Below are 25,976 nucleotides of genomic sequence, written 5' to 3' on the forward strand. Positions count from 1 at the left end.
TTGCCCGGCTGGATGGCGTGGCCGTTCATGACACGGAATCATTTGGTAATCATTGTCATGCCCTGGCGGGCCTGCAATTGCTTATCATCCGCCGTTTCCGATGGCAGCGGCATTACAGAACATGGCGCAAGCATTCGAAGCCCTGTCGGCATGGCAGGTCATGCTCTACGGGCTGGTCTTCTTCGGCGGCATCTACGTGGTCTTCGGGCTGGCGACGGTGCTGCTGACGCACCGCGTGCTGCCCGCGCTGGGCATGGGCGCGCCGCTCGATACGCGGCCGCTGGCGCCTGGCCAACTGCGCCGCGAACTGACCCAGTCTGGCGTGTCCATCCTGGTGTTCGGCCTGGGGATGGTGTTTCCTTGGGGTTTCCTGCAGTTGGGGTGGGCGCGCCTCGAACCCCACGCCGGCGCCGGGCGCATCGCGCTGGAGATCCTGGCGCTGGTGGCCTGGAACGACGTGCACTTCTGGATCAACCACCGCCTGCTGCACACGCGCTGGCTGCGGCGCTTCCATACGCCGCATCACCGCTCCATCGTGACCACGCCGTTCTCGACCTACAGCTTCCATCCCGTCGAGGCGATCATGCTGGGCAACGTGATCCTGCTGCCCATGGTGGTGCACGACTTCAGCTTCTGGTCGCTGTTGTCGGTGCCGTTGTTCAGCCTGTTCTTCAACTGCGTGGGCCATGCCAACTACGACTTCTTTCCACGGGTGTCGTACGCGCATTGGTTCGCGGCCAGCCGCAGGCACCACCTGCATCACGCCTGCTATCACGGCAACTACGGATTCCAGTTCACGTTCATGGACCGCCTGTTCGGCACGCGGCTGAAGGAAGATGCCGCGCAGGCCCGCATGGCGCAGGGAGCGCGCGTTGCGCCGCCCGCCTAGCCTGCGCAACCGGCGCGATTGGCAGGGCGTGGCCTATCTGGCCGCCCAGCCGGCGCTGGCGGCCTGGCAATGGCTGCACGGGCTGAGCTGGCCGCTGTACGGCCTGATGCTGTTCCTGACGCTGGGCGTGGGCGTGATCCACCACAACCACGCGCACCGGCGCATGTGGCGCGGACGCTGGGCCAACCGTGCCACCGACTTCTGGCTGACCCTGCTGCAGGGCCATCCCACGTTCGTGTTCCACGCGGCGCACAACGCCAACCATCATCGCTACGTGCACGGCCCGCGCGACGCGGCGCGCACATACCGGTTCGGCGGCGACACCAATCATCTGCTGGGTTATCTGCTGCATCCGGTGCAGGCGGCGTGGGTGCTGTATCCGCTGTTCTTCGCCAGCCTGCGCCGCCTGCGCGGGCGCAGTCCCGGCGCGTGGCGCTATTGCATGGCGCAGTACGGGGCGTGGCTGGGCCTGTGGGGCGGCCTGCTGGCGGCCAATCCGTCCAAGGCCCTGGTGCTGGTGATCGTGCCGCAGTTGCATGGGCTGCACTGGCTGCTGGCCACCAATTACCTGCAGCATGCGCACGCCGATGGCGGTCCGCAGCGGCGCTGCCGCATGAGCTACGCGCGCAATTTCGAGGGCCTGGTGAACCCCTTGCTGTTCAACATCGGCCTGCACACCGCGCACCATGAGCACGGCCGCATGCATTGGTCGGAGCTGCCGCGCGTGCACCGAGAGCAGTATCGTCACCGCATACCGGCCGAATTGATCGAACCAGGACTGGTGCGGTACATGCTGCGTGTCTATCTTGTCGGACTGGTGGTGCCGCGCTGCCGCACGCGCGCGCAGATGCACCCCGGGTCCTTGCCCATTTCCATCGACTTGCAGGAGCGACCTTCCGGCCATGCCCATCGCCTTTGAACGCGTCTATCTGGAAAGCGCCGGCTATTTCATGCCAGGCGAACCCGTGTCCAACGAAGAAATGGACGACTACATCGCGCCGCTGAACCGCGCGTCTGGGCGCATCAAGGCGCGCATCCTGGCCGAGAACGGCATCCAGAAGCGCTATTACGCCATCGATGCCGAGGGCGCCACGCGCCATTCCAATGCGCAGATGGCGGCGGGGGCGATCCGTGACTGCCTGGCGCGCACGGGCCGCGGACTGGACGAGGTGTCGCTGCTGACCACGGGTTCGTCGGGCGGCGACCTGCTGATGCCCGGCCTGGCCGGCATGGTGCAGGGCGAGCTGGCGGCCCCGCCGATGGAGACCCTGTCGGCGCATGGCATCTGCGCGGCCGGCGTGGCGGCGATCCAGAGCGCGGCGCAGGGCCTGGAGCTGGGCGGCCATGCGCGCGCGCTGGCCGTGGCCAGCGAGATGCCGTCGCGCCTGTTCAAGCGGTCGCGCTTCGCCGCGCAGGACTACAACGCGGATTTCGACGCGCATTTCCTGCGCTGGATGCTGTCGGACGGCGCGGGCGCGCTGCTGCTGGGCACGGGCGGCGGCGCCGTGCCGGGCGCCTCGCAGGGCGTGCGCCTGCGCCTGAAGTGGGTGCACCAGCGCTCGTTCTCGGGCGACTATCCGGTGTGCATGCAGCTGGGGCAATCGCTGGACAAGCGCTCGCACCTGGACTATTCGTCGTGGAGCGAGGCCGAGGCGCAGGGTGCGTTGCTGCTGCGGCAGGACATCCGCCTGCTGCCGCACCTGTTCGACATCGGCATCCACGAGTATGCCAAGCTGGTGCACGAAGGCTGGGTCGAGCCCACGCGCATCGACCATTTCCTGTGCCACTACTCGTCGGCCAAGTTCATCCCCGTGGTGGAAGACCTGCTGGACAAGGCCGGCCTGTCGATCCCGTCCGAGCGCTGGTTCAGCAATCTGACGTGGCGCGGCAACACCGGGGCGGCGTCCATCCTGATCATGCTGGCCGAGTTCCTGGAGACCCGCGCGCTGCGGCCTGGCGAGCAGGTGCTGTGCTACATCCCCGAGTCGGGCCGTTTCACGGCGGCGTACATGCTGTTCGAGGCGGAGGATGCGTCCGTATCCTTGCCGAAGGTACGGCCGGCCGATCTGGCGGCGGCATCGGCCGAGGCCTCGGCCTTGATCGACTCGGCGGCCGCCGCGGCGGCGGACACGGCCGCAGTGGACGCCGTGGTGGCCGCGCCGGCGGTAGCGCCCGCGCCGGGCACCTCGCCCGCGACCGACCCGGCTACCTTGCCTCAAATCGATCCCGCCATCGAGCCGACCCGCGACGCCGGCGTCGCTGTCCAGTCATCGGCCGCCGCAGCGACCGCTGCCGCCGGCCCCGAAGCCGATGCGATCGCCCCGCCGCACGATCCCGAGACCGCGCCCGACGCGCTGGCGCCGCTGCTGGCCGAGCTGGCCTCGATCTGGCACGACTACCGCTCGCGCGTGTGGCGCACGCCGATGGTGCGCAGCCTGCGCGAGGGCCGCTTCGGCACCGAAGACTATCTGAACTGGATGTCGCAGTGGGTGCCGCAGGTGCGCGAGGGCAGCAAGTGGATGCGCGAAGGCGCGGCCTCGCTGTCCGAACGCCATGCCGCGCTGGCCGCGCTGATCGGCATGCATGCCGGCGAAGAGCAGAACGATTTCAAGATCCTGTTCCAGGACTACCGCAACGCGGGCGGCAGGATCGAGGACATCGACCAGTTGCGCCGCAACCCGGGCGGCGAGGCGTTGAACGCCTATCTGCACGGCCTGGCGGCACGCAAGGATCCCATCGGGCTGCTGGGCGCGATCTATATCATCGAAGGCACCGGCCAGCGCATCGTGCCGGCGCTGCTGCCGCTGCTGAAGGCGGCGCTGCCCCTGCCGGCCAACGCCTTCAAGTTCCTGGAGTACCACGGCCACAATGACGAGCACCACCTGGCGCGCTGGCTGGCCGCCGTCGAGATGGTGCTGCGGGTCGAGGAGCAGGGCGCGGCCCGCCGCATCGTGGACACCGCGCGCCGCACGGCCGCGCTGTACCTGATGCAGTTCGAGCACATCACGGAGCAGTGAGGATGAGCCCCAAGCCCGAATTCCTGGACCGGCCGCACGACCCGAACGATCCCGACCCCTGGCTGGCCCTGTACCTGGATCGCAGCACGCCGTTGCCCGACGACGTGAAGCAGGCCTGGCTGGAGGACTCCAGCAGCGCGTCGCGCCAATATCTGCTGCCGTTCCTGCGGCCGCTGGCGCGCGCCTGCATCATCCTGCTGCAGGTGGTGAAGACCTTCATGCCGCGGCGCTGGTCGAAGTCGAAGCTGCTGCATCGCATCCTGGCATGGGGGCTGGAGCACTTCGTGTCGCCGCAGGCCAACTGGCTGATCCTGCGGCACTTCCACCTGGGCGCGCAGGTGCTGGCCTTCATCGCGCGCAATTCGCCGGTGCCCATCACCACCACGCCGCTGGAACCGCGCGTCATCGCGGACCTGCGCGATGAGATGTTCGTCAAGCATGACTTGAACCTGTTCAACTTCGTGATCCGGCTGAACCAGGCGCTGCGTGACGCGGGCACCGACCTGCATGCGCCCGAGCGGGTCGACTTCTCGATGCTGCGCGATCCGGGCCTGAAGCTGTCGGACATGCCGAACCGGCGCCGCAACTTCCTGGACCTGCAAAGCGCCATCGAACTGTTCACCCCGATGTATCAGCTGCTGCTGACGGACAACGACTTCTGGCGGGCCGCCAATTCGCTGCAGCTGGACGAGACCATCGGCGTGTATGCCGCGCGGCTGATGGGAGCGCCTGAGCACCTGGTCCTGGTCAACAACAAGCATCCGCTGGTGCCGATGTCGACGCTGCGCGCCGGGCACCGCCTGGTGTTGCATGGCCTGTCGACCGAAATGCTGTACTGCCTGTTGCAGCGCGCACAGGCGGAACAGGCCGAGCGCGACGCTCGGGGCGATACCCGTACGCCCGACGAGGCGCCGCTGGGCGCGCCGATGACGGGCGGTGCGGCCTGATCGGGGTCGGCGCGGTCCGGTAATCGCGCATACCCGTGATCCGGCGGCGCGGGATGCCATGGGGCGCGCCCGGAAGGCGCGCCGTCGAACACCGTGCTCAGGCCGGCGCGTGGCCGCGCCTCAGGAAGTAGAGGGCCGGCACGCCCAGGGCCAGCACGGCCAGGCCCAGCAGTGAGCCCACGCCCGCGTATACCGAACTGGACCACACCAGCCCCGCGCAGGTCAGCGCCAGCAGGATGGGTGTGAGCGGATACAGCGGCACCTTGAAGGGGCGCGGCTGGCTGGGTTCGCGCTGGCGCAGCTTGATCAGCGCCAGCGCCACCAGCATCATGAACAGCCAGAACACCGGCGCGGTGTAGGCCACCAGCGCCTGTACCGAGTTTTCGGCGAAGTGGCCGACGGCCACCAGCGCCAGCGTCAGCACGCCCTGGACCAGCAGGCCGTTGGTGGGCGACTGGCCGCGCTCGCTCCAGCCCGACAGCTTGCGCAGGCCGGGCAGGTCGCGGCCCAGCGCGTGGTAGACGCGCCCGCCGGTCAGGATGGTGCCGTTGATGGTGGTCAATGCGCCCCAACTGACCGTCATCGCCAGCAGCACGGCCGCGTACGGGCCAGCCACCAGTTGCATGACCTCGCTGCCGACCGCCTGCGTGCGCTGCAGGCCGCCCAGGCCGAATATCTGCAGCAACGCAAGATTGACCAGCAGATAGGCGCTCACCACGATGGCGGTGCCGATCAGCATGACGCGCACCACGTCGCGCGCGGGGTTGCGCAATTCGCCGCACAGATACGCCGCCTCGTTCCAGCCGCCGTAGGTCAGCAGCACGAAGACCATGCCCATGCCCAGCGCGCCGGCCAGGCTAGTCTCGATGGGCATGGGCGGCGGGGGCGGCGGCATCTCGGTGCCCAGCGACATCACGCCGGCCACCACGATGGCGGCCAGCGAAGCCACTTCCAGGCCGGTCAGCAGCAGTTGCAACCGCTTGGATGGCGAGGTGCCGATCATGTTCAGCAGGGTCAGCACGACCACCGATATCACCGCGTGGATAGTGACGCCATGCGTGCCCAGCGGCAGCAACTGCTGGGCGTATTCGCCGTAGATGAAAGCCACCGTGGCGATGGCGCCGGTCTGGATGACCGTACCGCGCGCCCAGCCGAACAGCATCGCGACGCGCGGCCCCCAGGCCCGGGTGAGATAGTGGTATTCGCCGCCGGAGTCGGGATAGGCCGAGCCCAGTTCCGCGTAGCACAGGGCGCCGATCAGCATCACCGCACCGCCCGCCAGCCACATGGCGATGTACATCGGCACCGAACCGGCGTTCTGCGCCACCAGGGGCGGAAAGCCGAAGATGCCGATGCCCATCACCACGCCGACCAGCACGCCCACGCCATCGGTGACCGACATGCCGTGGGAACGATCGGCCGTCGTTGTCGTCGTCGTCGCGGCGGCCGTCATGCGGGATACCCCGCGGGGGTTTTCAAGAGGAGGGGGAAGGCAGGCACGGCAGCCGGCCAGGCCGACGTTGGGCAAACAGACATCCGACTTTCTCCGGGAGGACGCCCGCATCCTGGTGCTGAACGGACCGGCGGGGCGCGTTTCTGACAACAGACTGAAAAAATCACAGACCGAGCATACCGGGGAAAGGTTCAAAAAACAGTTTTCCAATTGGGGGGCATTTCAGCCATCGGGCCGCCGGCATGATCCGGGCGGTAATGACTCTTGCCCGATTCTCCGGGGATGGCGGGCGGGTTGCGATTGGCAAGCCTGGGGCGCAAGATACGGCGGGACAAAACGACAGACCGCGCCGGCCACTGGCCAGACGCTTCGAGGAGACCATGCGCATGACCGCAGACAAGGCGGCGCCGTCCGCAGCCCGTTATGACTACGTGATCGTCGGCGCCGGCACGTCCGGCTGCCTGCTGGCCAACCGCCTGTCGGCCGATCCGGCCGTGCGGGTGCTGCTGCTGGAGGCGGGCGGCCCGGACAACTGGCACTGGATCCACATCCCGGTGGGTTACCTGTACTGCATCGGCAATCCGCGCACCGACTGGTGCTACCGCACCCAGGCCGATCCGGGCCTCGGCGGGCGCAGCCTGGGTTATCCGCGCGGCCGGGTGCTGGGCGGCAGCTCGTCGATCAACGGCATGATCTACATGCGCGGCCAGCGCGCCGACTACGACGGCTGGGCGGCGCTGGGCAATCCCGGCTGGAGTTGGGACGACGTGCTGCCGATGTTCAAGGCCAGCGAGGATCACCACGGCGGCGCCAGCGAGTTCCACGGCTCGGGCGGGCCATGGCGGGTCGAGCGCCAGCGCCTGACCTGGCCATTGCTGGACGCGTTCCGCGAGGCGGCGGCCCAGGCGGGCGTGCCGTCCGTCAACGATTTCAATCGCGGCGACAACGAAGGCTGCGACTATTTCGAAGTGAACCAGAAGCGCGGCGTGCGCTGGAATGCGGCCAAGGCCTTCCTGCGGCCGGTCGCAGGAAGGCCGAACCTGACGGTGGCCACCGGCGCGCAGGTGTCGCGCGTGCTGTTCGAGGGCCGCCGCGCCGTGGGCGTGCGCTATCGCCAGGGCGAGGGCCCCGAGCAGGACGTCCGGGTGTCCCGCGAGGTGGTGCTGGCCTCGGGCGCCATCGGTTCGGCGCAACTGTTGCAGGTGTCGGGCGTGGGGCCGGGGGCGTTGCTGCAGGCGCATGGCATTCCGGTGGTGCACGACCTGCCCGGCGTGGGCGGCAACCTGCAGGACCATCTGCAATTGCGCCTGGTGTACCGCGTGCGCCGGGCGCGTACCTTGAACATGATGGCGGCCACGTGGTGGGGCAAGGCGGCCATGGGCCTGCACTATGCCTTTGCGCGAGGCGGCCCGCTCAGCATGGCGCCGTCGCAGCTGGGCGCTTTCGCGCGCACCAGCCCGGATCAGTCACGCGCCAACGTGCAGTATCACGTGCAGCCCTTGTCGCTGGACAAGTTCGGCGACCCGCTGCACGCTTTCCCGGCCTTCACGGCATCGGTGTGCAATCTGCGGCCCACCAGCCGCGGACACGTGCGCATCGCGTCGCCGGATCCGCGCGACCCGCCCGAGATCCTGTGCAATTACCTGTCGACCGAGGCCGACCGCAAGGTGGCCGCCGACAGCATCCGCCTGACGCGCCGCATCGTGGCCCAGCCGGCGCTGGCGCGGTTCGATCCCGAGGAATACCGGCCCGGCCCGCAATGGCAGACCGATGCCGACCTGGCCCAGGCCGCCAGCGAGATCGGCACGACGATCTTCCATCCCGTGGGCACCTGCAAGATGGGCAGCGACGCGCAGGCAGTGGTGGACGCGCAACTGCGTGTGCACGGCGTGGAGGGCCTGCGGGTGATCGATGCGTCGATCATGCCGACGATCACGTCGGGGAACACGAATTCGCCGACGTTGATGATCGCAGAGAAGGGGGCGCGGCTGTTGCGGCAGGTTCAGTGACTTAATGCCATATGGGCGATGTAGCCCGAGCGTGTCTCTCCCGCGGCGCGGGCCTTGGCGTCGATCCGCGCCAGAATGCGTCGGGGCAGGGTGATGTTGATGCGCTCGACGGTTTCGTCCATGACGGCAGGATCGATTCCCACGATGGCCCATACCCAACCCGCGAATTCGGGATTGGCGGCCTGCAAGTCTGTGATGCGGCTTGGCATGGGGACGGGGTCGCCGCTGTCCAATGCGGTTTCGATCCACAGGCCGATCGCTTCCTTTGCATTCTCGATGGCTTGGTCGATGCCGTCATCGGCCGCTGAAAAGCAGCCTGGCAAGTCCGGCACGACGACGCCCCAAGCCTGGGTATCGTTTCCCGGTTCGATCGCGATGGGGTATTTCATTGCGCGCCTTTGGGTTTGTCCGGCACCTTGAAGGATGGGCCGTCTATTTCAAGCCGGCCTGCTTCAGCAGTTTGTCGACCAGCCCGAGACCGAGTTCCTTCTTTGGATGCGGCACACTGAGGTGTGCCCGGCTTGGCTGGATGCGAATAAACATGGTGCGAACCCTTGGTGCCGCGCAGGATCCAGCCATCGCGTTCAAGCGCCTTGATAAGTTGCCTGCTGTTCCTGAGGCGTCTGGCAGGGCGTCATTTATGGTGTGTATTGTACACACTGATGGGGTGTCCGCGTCCTTTTCGGTCATGGCGTTGCGCTGTCTGGATGATCCGCATTTGTGACTGCTATAGTCCGACCCAAAACCGCGCACGGGCGCGGCCCCGCACACAAATCAGACTCCCGGCATGCCCCAGACCATAGAAATCGTGGCGACAGCCCTGTTCGCCGTTGCTGTTCTTCACACATTCTCCGTGTCGTTCTTCGCGCGCCTTGCGCACCGCAATGGCCCGCACGCGGGCATCTGGCACATGCTGTCCGAGGTCGAGGCGGTGTTCGGCGTCTGGGCCTTCGTGCTGCTGGTCTGCATGGCGCTGCTGGGCGGCACGCACAGCGCCATCGAGTACATGGACACGCGCAACTTCACCGAGCCGCTGTTCGTGTTCGCCATCATGGTGGTGGCCGCCAGCCGGCCCATCCTCGAAATGGTCAGCATCCTGCTGCGCGCGGCGGCGCGGCTTCTGCCGGTGCGCCGGGAACTGTCCACGTTCTTCGTGGTGATGGCGCTGGTGCCGCTGGGCGGCTCGTTCATCACCGAACCGGCCGCGATGACGCTGGCCGCGCTGCTGCTGCGTGACGGCTATTTCCGCGTGTCGGGCCGCGCCGGGTTCAAATACCTGACGCTGGGCGTGCTGTTCGTCAACGTGTCGATCGGCGGCGTGCTGACGGCCTATGCCGCACCGCCCGTGCTGATGGTGGCCAGCACTTTCGGTTGGGATACGGCTTTCATGGCCCAGCATTTCGGCTGGCGCGCGGCCGTGGCCGTGGTGGTCAATGCCCTCGTCCTGACGCTGGTCTGCCGCGCGGCGTTGCTGGAGGGCTCGGTGGGCACAGGCAAGGGCGTGGATGCGGACGACGGCGACAAGTCCCGGGCGCCCGTGCCGGCCTGGGTCATGCTGATGCACCTGCTCTTTCTGGCCGGCGTCGTGCTGACGGCCCACCATCCCGCCGTCTTCCTGGGCCTGTTGATGTTGTTCATCGGGTTTGCAGAGGGCTACAAGCGTCACCAGAACCGCCTGCTGATCAAGGAAGGCCTGATGGTCGGTTTCTTCCTGGCGGGCCTGGTGGTGCTGGGCGGCCTGCAGAAATGGTGGCTGCAGGACCTGCTGGGCGGCCTGTCGCCCCTGGTGCTGTTCGGCGGCGCCACGGCGCTGACGGCCATCACCGACAACGCCGCGCTGACCTATCTGGGTTCGCTGGTCGAAGGCACCAATGACGTCTGGCGCTACATGCTGGTGGCCGGCGCGGTCACGGGCGGCGGCCTGACCGTGATCGCCAATGCGCCCAATCCGGCCGGGTTCTCCATCCTGAAGAACCACTTCCCGGACGGCAGCATCTCGCCCGGGCGGCTGTTCGTGTGCGCATTGGCCCCCACGGCGGTGGCCTCCGTGATGTTCCTGGTTTAGGCCGGGCTTTGTAACCGGGCGGGGCATCGGCGCGACTGCCGATACCGGCGTAAAGGCCTTGTCCGAATCTTCGGGCTAAAATTCCCGACTTGCCGTGATTTTTCCGGCTGTCCCGTCCGCGCGCCCGCGCTTGCCCCGCCTGTCGGCCGGCGGCACCGGGCGCCAGGCTTTCCGCAAGTGTTCGTCCAATGCCCATCTACGCTTACAAATGCACCGCGTGCGGCCATGCCGAAGACGTGCTGCAGAAAATGTCCGATGCTCCGCTGACCGTCTGCCCGTCCTGCGGCCAGGCGGCCTACGCCAAGCAGGTCACCGCCGCCGGCTTCCAGTTGAAGGGCTCGGGTTGGTACGTGACCGACTTCCGGGGCAACGGCTCGCAGCCGCCCGCCGCCAAGCCGGCGTCCGATGGCGGTGCCGCCGCGCCCGCCGCCGCACCGGCTGCCCCGGCCGCCGCACCCGCGGCGCCCGCCACGCCGGCCCCCTCGTCGTCCTCGACCTGATGGCCGGGCGCAGCGGCATGTTCAAGAAGTACTTCATCACCGGCCTGCTGGTCTGGGTGCCCCTGGCCATCACCATCTGGGTGCTGAGCCTGCTGGTCACCACGCTGGAAGGCTTCGTGCCCGGCTTCCTGACCGCGCAGTCGCTGTTCGGCGTCGACATCCCCGGCTTCGGCTTCGTGCTGGTCATCCTGGTGGTGCTGGGCACGGGCGTGCTGGCCGCCAACCTGCTGGGCCGCAGCCTGCTCGAACAATGGGAGCGCCTCTTGGGCCGCATCCCGCTGGTGCGCTCCATCTACAACTCGGTCAAGCAGGTCAGCGACACCGTGCTGGCCCCCAACGGCCGCGCGTTCCGCCAGGCCGTGCTCATCCAGTACCCGCGCGCCGGCTCGTGGACCATCGCGTTCCTTACCGGCGCGCCCAGCGGCGAGGTGGCCTCGTACCTGCCAGGCGAACACCTGAGCGTGTACATCCCCACCACGCCGAACCCCACCTCGGGCTTCTTCCTGATGATGCCGCGCGACCAGGTGGTCGAGCTGCAGATGTCGGTCGACGCGGCCTTGAAGTACATCGTATCGATGGGCGTCGTGGCCCCGCCGCCGCAGTCCGGCGTGCCGCCCGAGTCCGTCCCGCCGGTTCCCGGAGCGCCCGCCGCGCCCCGCGCCGAACCCTGATCCCACTGCTACGCTGAACAAGTTCATATACGGAGTCATCCCGCAATGCGTACCTGCTACACCGGCCAGGTTTGTCGTGACCATCTCGGCCAGACCGTCACCCTGAATGGTTGGGTGAACCGCCGCCGCGACCACGGCGGGGTCATCTTCATCGACATGCGCGACCGCGCCGGCCTGGCCCAGATCGTGTTCGATCCGGACAATGCCGAAGCCTTCGGCACCGCCGAGCGCCTGCGCAACGAGTTCTGCATCCGCATCACCGGCCTGGTGCGCGAGCGTCCCGCCGGCACGGCCAACGCCGAGCTGGCCTCGGGCGAAGTCGAAGTGCTGTGCCAGGAAGTCGAGATCCTGAACGCGTCGGTCACGCCGCCGTTCCAGCTGGACGACGACAACCTGTCCGAGACCACCCGCCTGACGCACCGCGTGCTGGACCTGCGCCGTCCGCAGATGCAGCGCAACCTGATGCTGCGCTACCGCGTGTCGATCGAAGTGCGCAAGTTCCTGGACGAGCTGGGCTTCGTCGACATCGAAACGCCGATGCTGACCAAGAGCACGCCCGAGGGCGCGCGCGACTACCTGGTGCCCTCGCGCGTCAACGCCGGCCACTTCTTCGCGCTGCCGCAGTCGCCGCAGCTGTTCAAGCAGATGCTGATGGTGTCGGGCTTCGACCGCTACTACCAGATCACCAAGTGCTTCCGCGACGAAGACCTGCGCGCCGACCGCCAGCCCGAATTCACCCAGATCGACTGCGAAACCTCGTTCCTGAACGAATTCGAGATCCGCGAGATCTTCGAAGGCATGATCCGCCACGTCTTCAAGGTCGTGCAGAACGTCGACCTGCCGGCGCCGTTCCCGCAGATGACCTGGACCGAAGCCATGCAGCGCTACGGTTCGGACAAGCCCGACATGCGCGTCAACCTCGAATTCACCGACATCACCGACGTGATGGGCGATGTGGAATTCAAGGTGTTCGCCTCGGCCGCCACCACCGCCGGCAGCCGCGTCGTCGCGCTGCGCGTGCCGGGCGGCGCGTCCATGCCCCGCAGCGAAATCGATGCCTACACCCAATTCGTGGGCATCTACGGCGCCAAGGGCCTGGCCTACATCAAGGTCAACGAAACGGCCAAGGGCCGCGACGGCCTGCAATCGCCCATCGTCAAGAACATCCATGACGCCGCGATCGCCGAGCTGCTCAAGCGCACCGGCGCGCAGGACGGCGACATCCTTTTCTTCGGCGCCGACCGCGAGAAGGTCGTCAACGACGCCATCGGCGCGCTGCGCGTGAAGATCGGCCACAGCGAATTCGGCAAGAAGACCGGCCTGTTCACGGCCGGCTGGAAGCCGCTGTGGGTCATCGACTTCCCGATGTTCGAATACGACGAGGAAGAAGGCCGCTACACCGCTGCCCACCACCCCTTCACCAGCCCCAAGGACGGCCACGAGGACTTCCTGCAGACCGATCCGGGCCAGGCGTACGCCAAGGCCTACGACATGGTGCTCAACGGCTGGGAAATCGGCGGCGGCTCGGTCCGTATCCACCGCGAGGAAGTGCAGAGCAAGGTGTTCCGCGCCCTGAAGATCGGCGCCGAGGAAGCCCGGGAGAAGTTCGGCTTCCTGCTGGACGCCCTGCAGTACGGCGCGCCGCCCCACGGCGGCATCGCCTTCGGCCTGGACCGCATCATCACCATGATGGCCGGCGCCGAGTCGATCCGTGACGTCATCGCCTTCCCCAAGACGCAGCGCGCCCAGGACCTGCTGACCCAGGCCCCGTCCGCCGTCGACGAGAAGCAACTGCGCGAGCTGCACATCCGCCTGCGCAACGTCGAAGCGAAGTAAGCCGCGTGGCGGCCGCCCACCGGGGTGGCCGCCGTCCCGTGGTCAAGAAGGGCGCCGTACTGCCATGTCTCTGTTGCGCGTCGTCAGCTACAACATCCACAAGGGCCGCTCGGCCCTGGGGGGCCGTGAATCGCTGAACGAATTGCGCCTGGGGCTGTACGGCCTGCGGCCCGACCTGGTCTTCCTGCAGGAAGTCCAGGGCCGCAACGAAACCGCCACCGTCATCGACCAGCAGCACCAGTCGCTGGCGGCCGCGCTGCACATGCAGGTGGCCTACGGCCGCAACGCCATCCGCAATCGCAGCGACCACGGCAACGCCTTGCTGTCGCGCTTTCCCATCCTCGATTTCGAGAACCAGGACATCTCCGACCACCGCCTGGAGCAGCGCGGGCTGCTGCACGCGCGCATCGACGTGGGCGGCACGAAGGTGCATTGCTTCGTGGTGCACCTGGGCCTGTTCGCGGCCAGCCGCTCGCGCCAGATCCTGGCGCTGACCGAGCGCATCGCCGCGCAGGTGCAGTCGCACGAGCCCATCGTCATCGCCGGCGATTTCAACGATTGGGGCGACAAGCTGGCGCCGCTGTTCGTGCAGCAGCTGGGCCTGTACGAAGTGTTCTCGAATGCGCCCCGTTCGCATGGCGGAGAGCTGCCCAAGCTGCGCGATTCGGTGCGGCGCCTGAGCCAGGTATTGCGCGGCACGGCGCAACATCCGGGGATGATGGAGCGCAACAATCAGCTGGGCATGGGCGGCGCCTATTGCCCCGTGCCGCCGCCGCGCACCTTTCCGGCGGTGTTCCCCTGGTTTCGCCTCGATCGCATCTACCAGCGCGGCTTCGCCGTGCGCAGCGCGCGCGTGCTGCATGGCCGCCAATGGTCGCGCCTGTCCGATCATGCCCCCTTGCTGGCCGAGCTGGAACTGCCTTGAAGAACACCGGTATCGGCGTGACCTGGGTCGACGGGAACCACGTCAGGCTGCTGCAGAACGGCGCGGATTTCTTTCCCGCGCTGTGCGCCGCCATCGACCGCGCGCAGACCAGCGTGCACCTGGAAACCTACATCTTCATCCCTGACCGAACCGGGCGCCGCGTGCTGGACAGCCTGCAGGCGGCCGCGCATCGCGGGGTCAAGGTGCGGGTGGTGCTGGATGGCTTCGGCAGCAACGACACCGCCCAAGCGGTCCAGGCGCGCATCGTGGCCGCGGGCGGGCAATGCCGTATCTTCCGTCCCGAACCGCGCTGGTTCGGCAAGCTGGCGTTCTCGCGCGCGCGCCTGCGGCGCCTGCACCGCAAGACGGCGGTGATCGACGGCGAATGCGCCTTCGTGGGCGGCATCAACATCGTCGACGACTTCGACGACGTGGAACCCAGCGAAGAAGCGGGCGCGCCGCGTTTCGACTTTGCCGTCGAGGTGTGCGGTCCGCTGGTGTCGGACATCGTCTACGCGCAGGAACTGATGTGGGTGCGGCTGAACTGGGCCCGGCTGCGCCGCCATCCGCGCGAGTGGCGCCACATGCGCCTGATCAAGCCCGTGCACGTCGATGCCCCGCCGGCCGGCAACCAGCGCGCCGCGCTGGTGCTGCGCGACAACGTGCGCTTTCGCCAGACCTTCGAGCACGCGTACCTGTACGGCATCCGCCATGCGCGCCAGCAGATCCTGATTGCCAACGCGTATTTCTTTCCGGGGCGGCTGTTTCGTAAAGCCCTGCTGCAGGCCGCCGCGCGCGGCGTGCGCGTGCGCATGCTGCTGCAGGGCAAGCCCGAGTACCGCATGCAGTACTACGCCACGCGCGCGCTGTACGACCAGTTGCTGGCGGGCGGCATCGAAATCTACGAATACATGCCGGGCTACCTGCATGCCAAGGTGGCGGTGATCGACCAGATCGCCAGCGTGGGCTCGTCCAACCTGGACCCCTTCAGCCTGCTGCTGGCGCGCGAGGCCAACGTGGTGATGGACGATCCGCCGTTTGCCGCCGAACTGCGGCAGCGGCTGGAGCACGCCATCGAGACCGGCGGCCGCCTGGTGGTGCCGCAGGAGTACCTGAAGCGCGGCTGGATCCGGCGCGCCGTCGATGCGATGAGCTACTTGATGCTGCGCCTGGGCGTGGCGTTGACGGGGAAGTCGGGGCAGTACTAGCGTGCCGTCCCGCCGATACGCCGGCGTGAGGCGCTGCAGTGCGGGGCGTCGTCGCTACTGGAAAAGTAAACTGCCCGACGGTCTTTCGTCCGTAGGGGGAGCAGTGGCGCAGCGCCTCGCTTCATGCCACGCGCTTCTGCGGCCGCAGCCTGTCCGTCAGCCCCAGCGCCAACGCGGTGCCCGCCAGGATGATGGCGGCGCCCGACACGATGCGCGGCGTCAGCGCCTCGTCCAGGAACCACACCCCCCACAGCACGCCGAACACAGGCACCAGGAAGGTGACGCTGACCGCGGCCGTGGGACCCACGTTGGCGATCAGGCGGAAGAACATGATGTAGGCGATGCCGGTGCACACCACCGCCAGCAGGATGACGGCCTGCCAGGCGGCGAACGAGACGGGCTGCGGCGGCCAGTTCCAGATGGCCAGCGGCATCAGCACCAGCGCGGCGGCGGTCATGCTGCCGGTGGCGTTGGCCAGCGCGTCCACGCCGGCCAGATAGCGCTTGGTGGCATTGGCCGCCACGCCGTAGAACAGCGGCGCGCAGACCGCGGCCAGCACCGCCGGGCCGGTGCCGCCGGAATGGAATTCCAGCTTGTCCCAGACCAGCACCACGATCCCGACCATGGCGACGGCCAGGCCCAGTTGCCGCCGCGCCGGCAGGCTGTCCTTGAGCCACAGCCAGCCGATGACGGCGCCCCACACGGGCGTGCTGGCGTTGGCCACCGAGAGGAAGCCCGCGCCCAGCGACTTGGCCGCGTAGGCGTACAGCAGGAAGGGGATGGCCGCATTGAAGATGCCCACGCCCAATACGGCGGGCCAGCGCGCGATGATGCTGGGCAGCTTGCCGCGCAAGGTGGCCAGCGGCAGCAGGAACAGCGCCGCCACGCCCACGCGCAGCTCCATCAGCGCGGCCGGCCCGAATTCAGGCACCGCGATGCGGATGAACAGGAATGAGCCGCCCCAGACGGCGGCCAGGAAGAAAAGATCGAAACCGTCGCGTCGGGTCATGGTGAGTGCGGATGAGGCTTATCGGGTAATGACGTTTTTCATCTTGATGCGGTGCGCCAGCGCGGCGCCGGCCAGCGACAGCACGATGCACATCGCCAGGCCGGCGCGCACGCCGTCCAGCACCGAGGTGTGCGAGATGGCGATGCCCACCAGCGCCGTGCCCGCCGCGCTGCCCACGGCGCGCGTGGTCTGCACCAGCGCCGACGCCACGCCGACGTCGCGCCGTTCGCTCAACATCTGCATGAACAGCGTCAGGTTGGGCAGCAGGAAGCCCAGGGCGGTGCCGTTGACGAAGAAGGCCGCCAGGATCCACCAGGCCGGCGTGCCGGCGCCGATGACCAGGACCATGGCCGCGCCGATGGCCAGCAGGCAGTTGCCGAACACCATCAGGCGCTGTGGCTCGGATTGCCGGGGGAACAGCCGGCCGTTGATCAGGCTGCCCACCGAGATGGCCGCCACCAGCGGCGTCAGCAGCAGGCCCGCCTGGCTGGGTGTGTAGTTCAGTTCGTGCTGCAGCAGCAGCGGGCTGAAGAAGATGAGCGTGAACATGACGGCGCCCACGGCCACCGAACAGAGATTCAGCAATTGCTGTTCTCGGCCGCCGAGCACGCGCAGCGGAAAGATGGGGGACGGAAACCGCTTTTCGTAGGGCACCAGCACCAGGGCGGCCGCGATGCCGGCCAGCGCCAGGCCCAGACCCAGGCCGGGATGCGCCGTGTCGCCGGGCGCGAATGCGATTTCCATGGCGGCCAGCGGCGCGCCCACCGCCACGACCAGCAGCACGCTGCCCAGCCAGTCGACGCGCCTGGTCTCGCCGGCCGCCGTGCGGGGCCGGATCGTCGGGAAATAGCGTGCCAGCAGGAACAGCGCCACCCCGCCGGCGATCGGAGAAATGAAGAACGCGGCGCGCCATCCCAGTGCCTGGGTGGCGGCGCCGCCCAGCGCCGGGCCGATGCCGCTGGCCATCGCGAAGGCGGCCGATACCAGCGCCATCCAGCGCACCCGTTGCTTGGCGTCGGGAAAGAGATCGGCTGGCGCGGCGAAGGCCGTGGCGATCATCATGCCGCCCGCGATGCCCTGCAGGGATCTGAAGGCGATCAGCTGTGGCATGGTCTGCGCCAGCCCGCAGGCGATCGAACCCAGCGACACCATGGTGACCGACGCCAGCATCAGCGGCTTGCGGCCGTACATGTCGCCCAGGCGGCCGAAGATGAGGATCGAGACCGCGGTGGCCAGCAGGTAGCCCGTGCCGACCCAAGCGTAGAGCGCCATGCCGTCCAGCGCGGCGGCCACGCGCGGCAGTGTGGTGCTGACGATGGTGGAGTCGAAGGCCACCAATACCACCGTGGCCGACACCCCCGCCATGGCCATCAGCAGGTCACGGCGAGATCGGGTGGGCTCGGTGTTGGAATCGGGGGGCGATGCGGAAGGAGGTTGCGAACCTGCTGGCGGCGTGTTCATGCCGCCAAGAATATCACCGCCGACCCGCCGCCCGAAGCGCTATCGGAACAGAGTGTGATAGCCCACCAGGACCACGATCACGGCCAGCGCCATCGCCCAGGACCAGCGCGAATTCGACAGGCCGCGCGGTTCGGGTTCGGGGGGCGGTGGCGGCGGCGCCAGGCGAGGCTGCCGGGCCATGTGCTCGATGAAGGCGCCGAAGAACTTGTCGACGATCTTGCCGCCGGCCTTCATGACGGTGGGTTCGCCCAGCTCGGCCAGCTTGCCGCCGGCCATCGCGGCCACGGTATAGCTCAGCCGCGTGCCTTCTTCCTTGGGGATCAGCGAGACCTGGGCGGTGCCGATGGCCAGGCCTGCCGCCAGGCCCTTGCCTTCGAAGGCCAGCGTGCAGCCGTTCGGTGCGTCGACGTCGGACAGCAGGATCTCGCCTTCGTAGTCGGTTTCGAATCCGGCGACCTTGGTGCGTATCACCAGGCCGTATTCGGTGGGGCTACGCTGTTCCACCTTGATGCAGCCGGGCAGGCAGCGCTGCAGCACGACGGGATCGATGAGCGCATCCCAGGTCTGGTGGGGCGAGGCAGGAATCCATTGGGCATCTGCAATGCGCATGGTTGTCTCCTTGTCAGGACGGCCTTCAGCGGGCCGTTGACAACCATTCTGGTCCTAAATTGCGCGTATGGCTACTGCGGACGTGGCGGGATCGTATCGTCCGGTGTCGCCCGGGGCCGGGACAGCACTGTCAGGACGGCGAGCATGACGACGTAGTAACTGATTGATCGCATGCCGCGGAACATCAGCTCCGTCAGGCCGAATATCGCGAAACCCAGGCACAGCGCCACGCCCATCGCGGCGGCGGTGCGCGCCGCCTGGGGATGGTCGCGGCGCATGCGGCGCAGGAACAGGCAGGCGGGCGCCAGGTACAGCGCCAACAGGCCCAGGCCGCCGGGCAGGCCGTACAGGGCCATCGCCATCAGCATGTCGTTGTGCGTTTCGCCGAAACCTTCGGCCACATATGCAGAGACCTGGCCTTCCTGGGCACGTTGTTTCAGGCCTGCGACGAATTGCGCGCCGTTGCCAACGCCCGTCCAGGGGTTTTCCTTGAACATCGCCCAGGCCGAGCGCCAGAGTTGCAGGCGGATGCACATGGAGGTGTCGGCGGTCTGCTGCGTCGATTCGCATTCGCGCACCTCTGTGAAGCCCTGCGCCACGCGTTCGCGAAGCCCGCCGTTGGTGGCGCCGATGGCGGCCAGCACGGCCAGCGTGGCGATCAGGAGGACCAGGGCGCGCACGGGATGGCGCACTCTGCGGCCAAGGGCCAGGGCGATGATGGCGAACAGTGGGAAGGCCATCCAGCCGGTACGGGTCTGGGTGAGGATGAAGCCGAGGAACGCCAGACAGGCGACGGCGATCTTGAGCGTCTTTTCCAGCCTGGGCATGCGTGTCAGCGGCCATTCCAGGCTGTAGAGCACCATGACGCCCGTCAGCAACATCAGATTGCCGTAGCTGACGGCATTGAACTGCGGGGTGAGCGGGCGTTCGAAGGTGGGCCAGGACAGGTACAGAACCACCGCGAACGAGGCTGCGCCCGCCAGCAGCAATCCCCAGGCGAACCGCCGCAGGACCCGGTCATCCATCAGGAGCAGGCCGGCCAGCAGCAGCGGAAACGCCAGGGAGACGCGCAAGGCGCGCTCTATTTCAGTGGAGCGCCAGGCATGCAGGGTCCACTGGCTGAGAACCGTGGCGGCCAGCGGCAGGCACAGGGCGAGGATGAGCCAACGGTATGGCCGCAGGCGCGACCGGGCCTCGCCGGCCCGAGGGGCGGCGACTAAGATACAGACCAGCAACAGGGCATAGAACAGGCCGCTGCTGCCGCCGACAGTCAGCATGGCGATTGGCGACAGTGCCAGCAGCAGGCAAGACAGGACGGAGGCGCGGTAGCTAGGCGTCATCGGGCGCGATAGGTCAAAAATGCAGCGGTTTGCCGCAGCATTCCATTGTGGTCGGGCAGTATAGCCCGCTCGAACCAGAGGGACTTAGGTGCCCGGATGCAACAACGCTCGAAAAATCGCGTCATTCCGTCATTTCCCGTCATCCGCCCACTACAATCCGGGGCCATGCGTGTGGCACACCGACCCAACCCCTTTATATGCTTTATTTACTCGTAGCGTTTCTCGTATCGCTGGTATTTACGATGTTGGTGCTGCGATACCGGGCGTGGCACAGCCCGCTGACGGCGGATCACGATCTGGAGGGCGTGCAGAAGTATCACGCCAAGCCCGTGCCGCGCATCGGGGGGCTGTCGTTGGTGGCGGCCATGGTTGCAACCTGTATTGCGGCAGCCCAGCGTGAACCGCAGGTGCTGCCGGAACTGGTATTGCTTCTGGGGGCCTCCATTCCCGCCTTTCTCGGTGGGCTGGCCGAGGACCTGACCAAGCGCGTGCGAGTCATCGTCCGTCTGGGGCTGGCCATGCTGTCCGCCCTGTTGGCCTATTATCTGCTCGGCGCCGCAGTCACGCGCGTGGACATCGTGGGACTGGATTGGCTGCTGGGATTCAGCGCGGTATCCCTGGTCTTTACCATGGTGGCGGTCAGCGGCGCGGCCAACGCCATCAATATCATTGATGGCTACAACGGGCTGGCCGGAGTGGTTTCGGCGATGATATTCGCTGGTTTTGCCTACGTCAGTTTCTACCTTGGCGATCGGCTTCTGGTGGTCCTGGCGCTGGGCATGCTGGGCGGCATCGTCGGATTTCTTATCTGGAATTATCCCAACGGCCATATTTTCCTGGGCGATGGCGGTGCTTATTTTCTGGGTTTCATGATTGGCGAAATGTCGGTGCTGATGCTGGTGCGTCATCCCGAAGTCTCGGCATGGTTCCCGTTGCTGTTGTGTATTTATCCTGTTTTTGAAACCCTTTTCTCCATTTATCGGAAGCGGCTGTTGCGCGGGGTTTCTCCAGGCGCGCCGGATGGCGTGCACCTGCACATGCTGGTCTACAAGCGAGTCGTGCGCTGGGCCGTGGGGTCGGCCGAGGTGCGGCACTTGACTCAGCGCAATGCGTTGACCTCGCCGTATCTGTGGCTGCTGTCGTCGCTGGGCGTGATTCCGGCCGTGCTGTTCTGGCAGATGCCCGTGGTGCTCATGATCTGCGTCTTTGCATTTTCGGTCACCTATGTCGTGCTTTATCGCCGTCTGGTGCTGTTCCGCATGCCGCGATGGATGATCATCAAGAAGCGCCACAAGCGGCGTGGCTATTTCGGCCCGAAAAATAAATGATTGTTTTCGTCCGATCTTATATCGCAGATTTTGACGCGAGGCTGGGAAAGTATTTTCAGGCGTTGGATTTGGCGGACCTGCCTTTCTCATTTATCGGCTGGAACAAGGATGGGCGGCAGTCCGGCGAGGCGCCTGGTTTCCGTTATTATCAGCGCCGGGCCCGCCTTGGTGCCGGGTGGGCGAATCTCCTGGTCCTGCTGGGTTGGAATTTCTATATCTTGCGGCAGTTGTTCGCGATGCGTCGTCAGGCGCGAGTGGTTCACGCTGTTGACCTGGATACGGGGCTGGCTGCCTGGATTTTCTGCACGATATTCCGACGCAAACTGGTGTTTGACCTGTACGACAAGTACACGGCGGTACGCGGCATTGGCGGCTTGCCCGGCAGCCTGATCGACGCACTGGAGCGTGGTATTGCACGCCGGGCGGCGCTGACTCTGATCGCCAGCGAAGAGCGGCTTCGCCAGCACGGCCTGGACCCTGGCTGGCGCAACGTCATGGCGCTCGAGAACGTGCCCCAGGCGGAGGTGGGCTTCACTGCGCCGCCCGGCGCGCGCTTACCCTGGAAAATCGGTTACTTCGGCGTGCTCGAGCCGCGCCATCGCGGCCTGGAGGATTTGCTGGCCGTCTGCGGCGGCCGGCGCGACGTCGAAGTGCATATCGCCGGCTATGGAGGGTTGGCGGATCATGTCGCCAACGCGGCCAGCCGTTTCGCAAACGTGCATTTTCATGGGGCGATGTCCAGTTCCGCCGGCCTTGCGCTGATGGCTGGCATGGACGTGTTGGTGGCTTTCTATTATTTGTCCGTGCCCAATCATGCCCATGCCTCGCCGAACAAGTACTACGAGCACTTGATGCTCGGACGGCCGCTGGTCACCACGCAAGGCACGCCGCCAGGCGGTCGAATCGAGGCCGAAGGGACTGGCTGGGCGCTCCGGGAAGGCAGGCAGTCCATCGCTGCCCTTCTCGATTCGCTGGACGCGCAGCAGATCCTGCGGCGCGGCGCGCGTGCGCGTGCATTGTGGGACAACAAGTATGCTTCGTATCTCGATCAACATTACCGGGGGGCATACGTGGCGCGAATACGTCTGATGCTGGGCTCCGGAGCGGCCGATGCTGTCCGGTGAGAACCCGGCGGTCTCTGTCGTCATGCCCGCCTACAATGCGCGGCTTTCCATCGGAAAGGCGATCGAGTCGGTGCGTGCACAGACACTGACCGATTGGGAGCTCATCGTCGTCGATGACGCTTCCACGGACGGCACGGCCGAACTGGTGCGGGAATTCGCCGCTGGCGATGAACGTATCTGCCATGTCGTCAATGCGAAGAACGAGGGCGTCGCCTTGGCGCGCAATCGCGCCCTGGAGCTTGCGCGCGGTCGTTACGTGGCTTTCCTGGACAGCGACGATCTCTGGATGCCTGGCAAGTTGCAGGCCCAGGTGGCGTTTCTCGATAGCTCTGGCGGGTGGGTGTCCTACGGCAGCTATCGCCGCGTCGATGAGCAGGGACGCGAGATCGGCTTCGTTCAGGCCCGGGATCATGTCGATTACCCGGCCATGCTGCAGTCGAATTTCATTGGGAACCTGACTGGCATCTACCGGCGCGAGGCCTTGCCGAGCCTGCGGTTCAAAGTGCTCGGCCATGAGGATTACGTGTTCTGGCTGGAAGCGGTGCGGCAGGCCGGCACGGCGGTTGCCACACCCTTCGATGGGCCGCTGGCCGTGTATCGGGTGGCGGCGGGTTCCGTATCGGCCAACAAGTTGCGTGCGATCAAATGGCAATGGTCCGTGTACCGCAGGCAACTGGGGCTGCCTTGGCCGCGCAGTGTCTGGCTATTCGTTCATTACATTTTCTTTGCCTTGGCAAAGCGCCGAAGATAGTGCCGAGGTAGTCAGGTATTACGCAATTGCCCGTTCGGGTTACCTAAATAGAATGCTTTTTATGAGATCGCAAAGCATGGATCAAGGAAATCAGGGAGAGGGTCAGCTTCCGCCTCCTCTGGTGATCGACCTGGACGGAACGCTGATCTACACGGATACGTTGCACGAGGGTGCACTACGGATGCTACGCGACCGTCCGCTGCAGACGCTTCGGATTCCCGTGTGGCTTGCCGAAGGCAAGGCCGCGCTCAAGCAGCGGTTGGCGTCGGGATCGCTATTCGATCCGGCCACGCTGCCTTATAACGACGAACTGCTGGATTGGATGCGCGGGCAGCGCGCCACGGGCCGCATGATCGTGCTGTGCACCGCGGCAGACCGTTCGTTGGCGCAAGCCGTGGCCGACCATCTGGGCCTGTTCGACGAGGTCATGGCCAGCGATGGCGCGCTCAACCTGTCGGGCTCCAACAAGGCCGAGGCGCTCGAACAGCGTTTCGGACGCCGTGGTTTCGACTATGCGGGGAATTCCAGCGTGGACTTCGCCGTATGGGAGCGCGCCCGTCGCGCCATCGTGGTGAATGCATCGACCGCGGTGGCCGCCAAGGCTTCCGGGCAGTATCAGGTCGAGCGCACTTTTCCACCGAAGCCGCGCGGCGTAACTGCTTGGCGGCGTGTGTTTCGTGTGCACCAATGGCTGAAGAACCTGCTGCTGTTCGTGCCCCTGCTGGCCGCCCACGAATGGGCCAACGCCGATATGGTGGCGTCGCTGATCGTGGCTTTCCTGGCATTCAGCCTGTGCGCCTCCAGCGTGTATGTGGCGAATGATCTGCTCGATCTCGAAAGCGATCGCCTGCACCCGCGAAAGCGCTTCCGCCCCTTCGCCTCGGGCGCTGTACCGGTTTGGATGGGTGTTTTGCTCGCCCCCATGCTGATGCTCGTCAGTTTTGCCGGAGGCGCGCTGGTCGGCGGCCAGTTCCTGAAGTGGCTTGCCGTGTATTTCGTACTTACGTGCGCGTATTCCTGGGGCCTGAAGCGGGTGATGTTGGTCGATTGCCTGACCTTGGCTCTACTCTACACATTGCGCATCATCGCCGGCGCGGCGGCCGTCGGGCTGGGCCTGACTTTCTGGCTGCTCGCCTTCTCAGTGTTTCTCTTCCTGTCGCTGGCGTTCGTCAAACGCTACGCGGAGCTCGAGGCGCATCGGAAGAGCGGTAAGCAGAAGCTGCACGGTCGCGGTTATCACACGGACGATGCCTCGCTCATCCAGACCATGGGTATCACTTCCGGCTACGCGTCGGTATTGGTGCTGGCGCTGTACCTGACAAGCGATACGGTTCTCATGCTGTACCGGGTGCCCGAAATGATCTGGGGCGCCGTGCCTGTCATGCTGTTCTGGGTAAGCTGGATGTGGATGCAAGCCCATCGTGGCCGTATGCATGACGACCCGTTGGTCTTTGCCGTGAAGGACCCGGCCAGTCTGGCGGCCGGCGTTGTGTTCGCCCTCGTCATGGGCCTGGGAATCATTGGGATACCATGGTAGCCATCACGTCCTGGGGGCGACTGGTACAGGCCGAACATGCGATCACGCCGCTGGCCGACCGTGTAGGGGCGGGCACCGCGATTCGTCACGCCACGCCAGGCCTGGCCCATGGCATGGGGCGTAGCTATGGCGATGCCTGCCTGAATCCCGGTGGCGCGCTGTGGCTCACACGGGGACTGGACCGTTTTATTTCTTTCGATCCCGACTCCGGACGCCTGGCGTGCGAGGCGGGCGTGCTGCTGCGCGATATCCAGCGGCTGGCCGTGCCGCGCGGCTGGATGCTGCCAGTCACACCGGGCACGCAGTTGGCCACGGTAGGCGGGGCCGTTGCAAACGACGTGCACGGCAAGAACCATCATGTCGTGGGGTCTTTCGGTGACCAGGTCACTCGCCTGACCCTGCTGCGCACCGATGGTGATGTCATCGAGTGCGGGCCGGATACTCGGCCTGACTGGTTTGCAGCCACGGTGGGGGGCATCGGCCTGACCGGGCTGGTCACGGCCGCCGAGATCCAACTGCGTCGAGTGGCGGGGCCTTGGCTCGAGTCCGAGACGCTGGTTTACCGCAGCCTGGAAGAGTTCCTGGCGCTGGCCGACGCCTCCGAGGCCGATTGGGAGCACACCGTGTCGTGGATCGATTGCCTGTCCGGCGGTCATCGTGGCTTGTTCATGCGTGCCAGGCATGCCGAGGGCGCCGACGGGCCGCCGCCCAAGGGCGGCGCCAAACGGATGCCGTTGACCCCGCCGGTCTCGCTGGTCAACGGCTTGAGTCTGCGCGCCTTCAACGCCGCCTATTTCCGAATGAACGCACGCAAGAAGGGCCGTGCGCGGGTACATTACGAGCCGTTCTTCTATCCGCTGGACAACCTGCTCGAATGGAACCGCATGTACGGGCCGCGCGGGTTTTATCAGTACCAATGCGTCATTCCGCGAGAGCAGGGCCGGGTGGCCTTGCAGGCGATACTCGACGAGATTGCCCGGTCGGGCAACGGATCTTTCCTTGCCGTGCTGAAGACTTTTGGCAACCGCAGCTCCCTCGGCATGTTGGGATTCCCTCGGCCAGGCATCACGCTGGCGCTGGATTTCCCCAACAAGGGGTTGCCGACCGAGCGTCTGTTCGCGCGGCTGGATGCGGTGGTGGGCGAAGCTCGGGGCTGCCTGTACCTGGCCAAGGACGCGCGCATGCCCAGGTCCTTGTTCGAGGCGGGCTATCCCCGGTTGCCGCAGTTCCTGCCGTACCGGGACCCAGGCATTTCCTCGGCGATGTCACGTCGGCTGATGGGCTACTAGAAAAAGGA

Annotated in this window: 23 protein-coding genes; 16 read left to right on the top strand and 7 right to left on the bottom strand. The window is 66.4% G+C overall.

The window, feature by feature from the left end; genetic code table 11:
• Nucleotides 1–121: 121 nt before the first annotated feature.
• The 4 genes from A6745_RS06425 to A6745_RS06445 are packed head-to-tail and all read left to right on the top strand — an operon-like array spanning nucleotide 122 to nucleotide 4,853.
• Nucleotides 122–889, top strand: a complete 768-nt coding sequence (locus tag A6745_RS06425) for a sterol desaturase family protein (protein ID WP_066124864.1) — start codon at nucleotides 122–124, stop codon at nucleotides 887–889.
• Nucleotides 837–1,808: a fatty acid desaturase family protein gene (locus A6745_RS06430; protein WP_066124865.1), complete on the top strand. Its 972-nt coding sequence runs from the start codon at nucleotides 837–839 to the stop codon at nucleotides 1,806–1,808. The genes A6745_RS06425 and A6745_RS06430 overlap by 53 nt, the downstream gene beginning before the upstream one ends.
• Nucleotides 1,792–3,906 carry a beta-ketoacyl-ACP synthase III gene (locus A6745_RS29230; protein ID WP_231885923.1) on the top strand — a complete coding sequence of 705 codons (2,115 nt, stop codon included), beginning with the start codon at nucleotides 1,792–1,794 and terminating at the stop codon, nucleotides 3,904–3,906. The genes A6745_RS06430 and A6745_RS29230 overlap by 17 nt, the downstream gene beginning before the upstream one ends.
• Nucleotides 3,907–3,908: 2 nt before the next feature.
• Nucleotides 3,909–4,853: a DUF6999 family protein gene (locus tag A6745_RS06445; protein ID WP_066124867.1), complete on the top strand. Its 945-nt coding sequence runs from the start codon at nucleotides 3,909–3,911 to the stop codon at nucleotides 4,851–4,853.
• A gap of 97 nt (nucleotides 4,854–4,950) precedes the next feature.
• Here the strand turns inward: A6745_RS06445 and A6745_RS06450 are convergent, their stop codons facing one another.
• Nucleotides 4,951–6,306 (bottom strand): APC family permease, encoded by a 1,356-nt coding sequence (locus A6745_RS06450; RefSeq protein WP_066124869.1) that lies wholly within the window; start codon nucleotides 6,304–6,306, stop codon nucleotides 4,951–4,953.
• A gap of 386 nt (nucleotides 6,307–6,692) precedes the next feature.
• Between A6745_RS06450 and A6745_RS06455 the strand changes: the two genes are divergently transcribed.
• Nucleotides 6,693–8,315 carry a GMC family oxidoreductase gene (locus A6745_RS06455; RefSeq protein WP_066124871.1) on the top strand — a complete coding sequence of 541 codons (1,623 nt, stop codon included), beginning with the start codon at nucleotides 6,693–6,695 and terminating at the stop codon, nucleotides 8,313–8,315.
• On the opposite strand, the gene A6745_RS06460 is transcribed toward A6745_RS06455, so the two are convergent.
• Together A6745_RS06460 and A6745_RS27680 are read right to left on the bottom strand one after the other, a co-directional pair.
• A complete protein-coding gene (locus tag A6745_RS06460; protein ID WP_066124873.1) occupies nucleotides 8,309–8,704 on the bottom strand; it encodes a type II toxin-antitoxin system HicB family antitoxin in 396 nt (131 codons plus the stop codon). The two genes, A6745_RS06455 and A6745_RS06460, sit on opposite strands and share 7 nt — an antisense overlap.
• Nucleotides 8,705–8,747: 43 nt before the next feature.
• On the bottom strand, nucleotides 8,748–8,858 hold the full coding sequence (locus tag A6745_RS27680) for a type II toxin-antitoxin system HicA family toxin (protein WP_407922721.1): 111 nt from the start codon (nucleotides 8,856–8,858) through the stop codon (nucleotides 8,748–8,750).
• A gap of 244 nt (nucleotides 8,859–9,102) precedes the next feature.
• Here A6745_RS27680 and A6745_RS06465 point away from each other — a divergent pair, with 244 nt between their 5' ends.
• The 6 genes from A6745_RS06465 to clsB all read left to right on the top strand — a co-directional run bounded on the left by A6745_RS06465 (nucleotide 9,103) and on the right by clsB (nucleotide 15,520).
• The gene (locus tag A6745_RS06465; RefSeq protein ID WP_066124875.1) at nucleotides 9,103–10,380 is read left to right on the top strand and encodes a putative Na+/H+ antiporter; all 1,278 of its coding nucleotides are present in this window, start codon (nucleotides 9,103–9,105) and stop codon (nucleotides 10,378–10,380) included.
• Nucleotides 10,381–10,568: 188 nt separating this feature from the next.
• On the top strand, nucleotides 10,569–10,880 hold the full coding sequence (locus A6745_RS06470) for an FmdB family zinc ribbon protein (RefSeq protein WP_066124877.1): 312 nt from the start codon (nucleotides 10,569–10,571) through the stop codon (nucleotides 10,878–10,880).
• A 17-nt stretch (nucleotides 10,881–10,897) separates the two neighbouring features.
• The gene (locus tag A6745_RS06475) at nucleotides 10,898–11,551 is read left to right on the top strand and encodes a DUF502 domain-containing protein (RefSeq protein WP_066125812.1); all 654 of its coding nucleotides are present in this window, start codon (nucleotides 10,898–10,900) and stop codon (nucleotides 11,549–11,551) included.
• Between the two features lie 45 nt (nucleotides 11,552–11,596).
• Nucleotides 11,597–13,387 (top strand): aspartate--tRNA ligase, encoded by a 1,791-nt coding sequence (gene aspS, locus A6745_RS06480; protein ID WP_066124878.1) that lies wholly within the window; start codon nucleotides 11,597–11,599, stop codon nucleotides 13,385–13,387.
• 64 nt (nucleotides 13,388–13,451) lie between these two features.
• On the top strand, nucleotides 13,452–14,312 hold the full coding sequence (locus tag A6745_RS06485; protein ID WP_066124880.1) for an endonuclease/exonuclease/phosphatase family protein: 861 nt from the start codon (nucleotides 13,452–13,454) through the stop codon (nucleotides 14,310–14,312).
• Nucleotides 14,309–15,520 carry a cardiolipin synthase ClsB gene (clsB, locus tag A6745_RS06490; RefSeq protein WP_066124882.1) on the top strand — a complete coding sequence of 404 codons (1,212 nt, stop codon included), beginning with the start codon at nucleotides 14,309–14,311 and terminating at the stop codon, nucleotides 15,518–15,520. Before A6745_RS06485 ends, clsB begins: the two co-directional genes overlap by 4 nt.
• Nucleotides 15,521–15,641: 121 nt before the next feature.
• Here the strand turns inward: clsB and A6745_RS06495 are convergent, their stop codons facing one another.
• The 4 genes from A6745_RS06495 to A6745_RS06510 all read right to left on the bottom strand — a co-directional run bounded on the left by A6745_RS06495 (nucleotide 15,642) and on the right by A6745_RS06510 (nucleotide 19,939).
• Nucleotides 15,642–16,529 carry a DMT family transporter gene (locus A6745_RS06495; RefSeq protein WP_066124884.1) on the bottom strand — a complete coding sequence of 296 codons (888 nt, stop codon included), beginning with the start codon at nucleotides 16,527–16,529 and terminating at the stop codon, nucleotides 15,642–15,644.
• 18 nt (nucleotides 16,530–16,547) lie between these two features.
• Nucleotides 16,548–17,900, bottom strand: coding sequence for an MFS transporter (locus A6745_RS06500; protein WP_066124885.1), 1,353 nt, complete (start codon nucleotides 17,898–17,900; stop codon nucleotides 16,548–16,550).
• A gap of 129 nt (nucleotides 17,901–18,029) precedes the next feature.
• Nucleotides 18,030–18,599, bottom strand: a complete 570-nt coding sequence (locus A6745_RS06505) for an SRPBCC family protein (protein WP_066124886.1) — start codon at nucleotides 18,597–18,599, stop codon at nucleotides 18,030–18,032.
• A 71-nt stretch (nucleotides 18,600–18,670) separates the two neighbouring features.
• Nucleotides 18,671–19,939, bottom strand: a complete 1,269-nt coding sequence (locus tag A6745_RS06510; RefSeq protein ID WP_066124890.1) for an O-antigen ligase family protein — start codon at nucleotides 19,937–19,939, stop codon at nucleotides 18,671–18,673.
• Between the two features lie 197 nt (nucleotides 19,940–20,136).
• Here A6745_RS06510 and A6745_RS06515 point away from each other — a divergent pair, with 197 nt between their 5' ends.
• The 5 genes from A6745_RS06515 (at nucleotide 20,137) to A6745_RS06535 (ending at nucleotide 25,968) form a co-directional block, all read left to right on the top strand.
• The gene (locus A6745_RS06515; protein WP_066124892.1) at nucleotides 20,137–21,267 is read left to right on the top strand and encodes an MraY family glycosyltransferase; all 1,131 of its coding nucleotides are present in this window, start codon (nucleotides 20,137–20,139) and stop codon (nucleotides 21,265–21,267) included.
• Nucleotides 21,264–22,391 (top strand): glycosyltransferase family protein, encoded by a 1,128-nt coding sequence (locus A6745_RS06520; RefSeq protein WP_066124894.1) that lies wholly within the window; start codon nucleotides 21,264–21,266, stop codon nucleotides 22,389–22,391. Before A6745_RS06515 ends, A6745_RS06520 begins: the two co-directional genes overlap by 4 nt.
• Nucleotides 22,378–23,142, top strand: a complete 765-nt coding sequence (locus tag A6745_RS06525; protein ID WP_066124897.1) for a glycosyltransferase family 2 protein — start codon at nucleotides 22,378–22,380, stop codon at nucleotides 23,140–23,142. Before A6745_RS06520 ends, A6745_RS06525 begins: the two co-directional genes overlap by 14 nt.
• Before the next feature lie 76 nt (nucleotides 23,143–23,218).
• Entirely contained in the window at nucleotides 23,219–24,679 is a 1,461-nt protein-coding gene (locus A6745_RS06530) for a UbiA family prenyltransferase (protein WP_066124899.1), read from the top strand.
• Nucleotides 24,673–25,968: an FAD-binding oxidoreductase gene (locus A6745_RS06535; RefSeq protein ID WP_066124901.1), complete on the top strand. Its 1,296-nt coding sequence runs from the start codon at nucleotides 24,673–24,675 to the stop codon at nucleotides 25,966–25,968. The genes A6745_RS06530 and A6745_RS06535 overlap by 7 nt, the downstream gene beginning before the upstream one ends.
• Nucleotides 25,969–25,976: the final 8 nt, after the last annotated feature.

It is taken from the genome of Bordetella ansorpii (assembly GCF_900078705.1).
Classification (GTDB): domain Bacteria; phylum Pseudomonadota; class Gammaproteobacteria; order Burkholderiales; family Burkholderiaceae_B; genus Bordetella; species Bordetella ansorpii_A.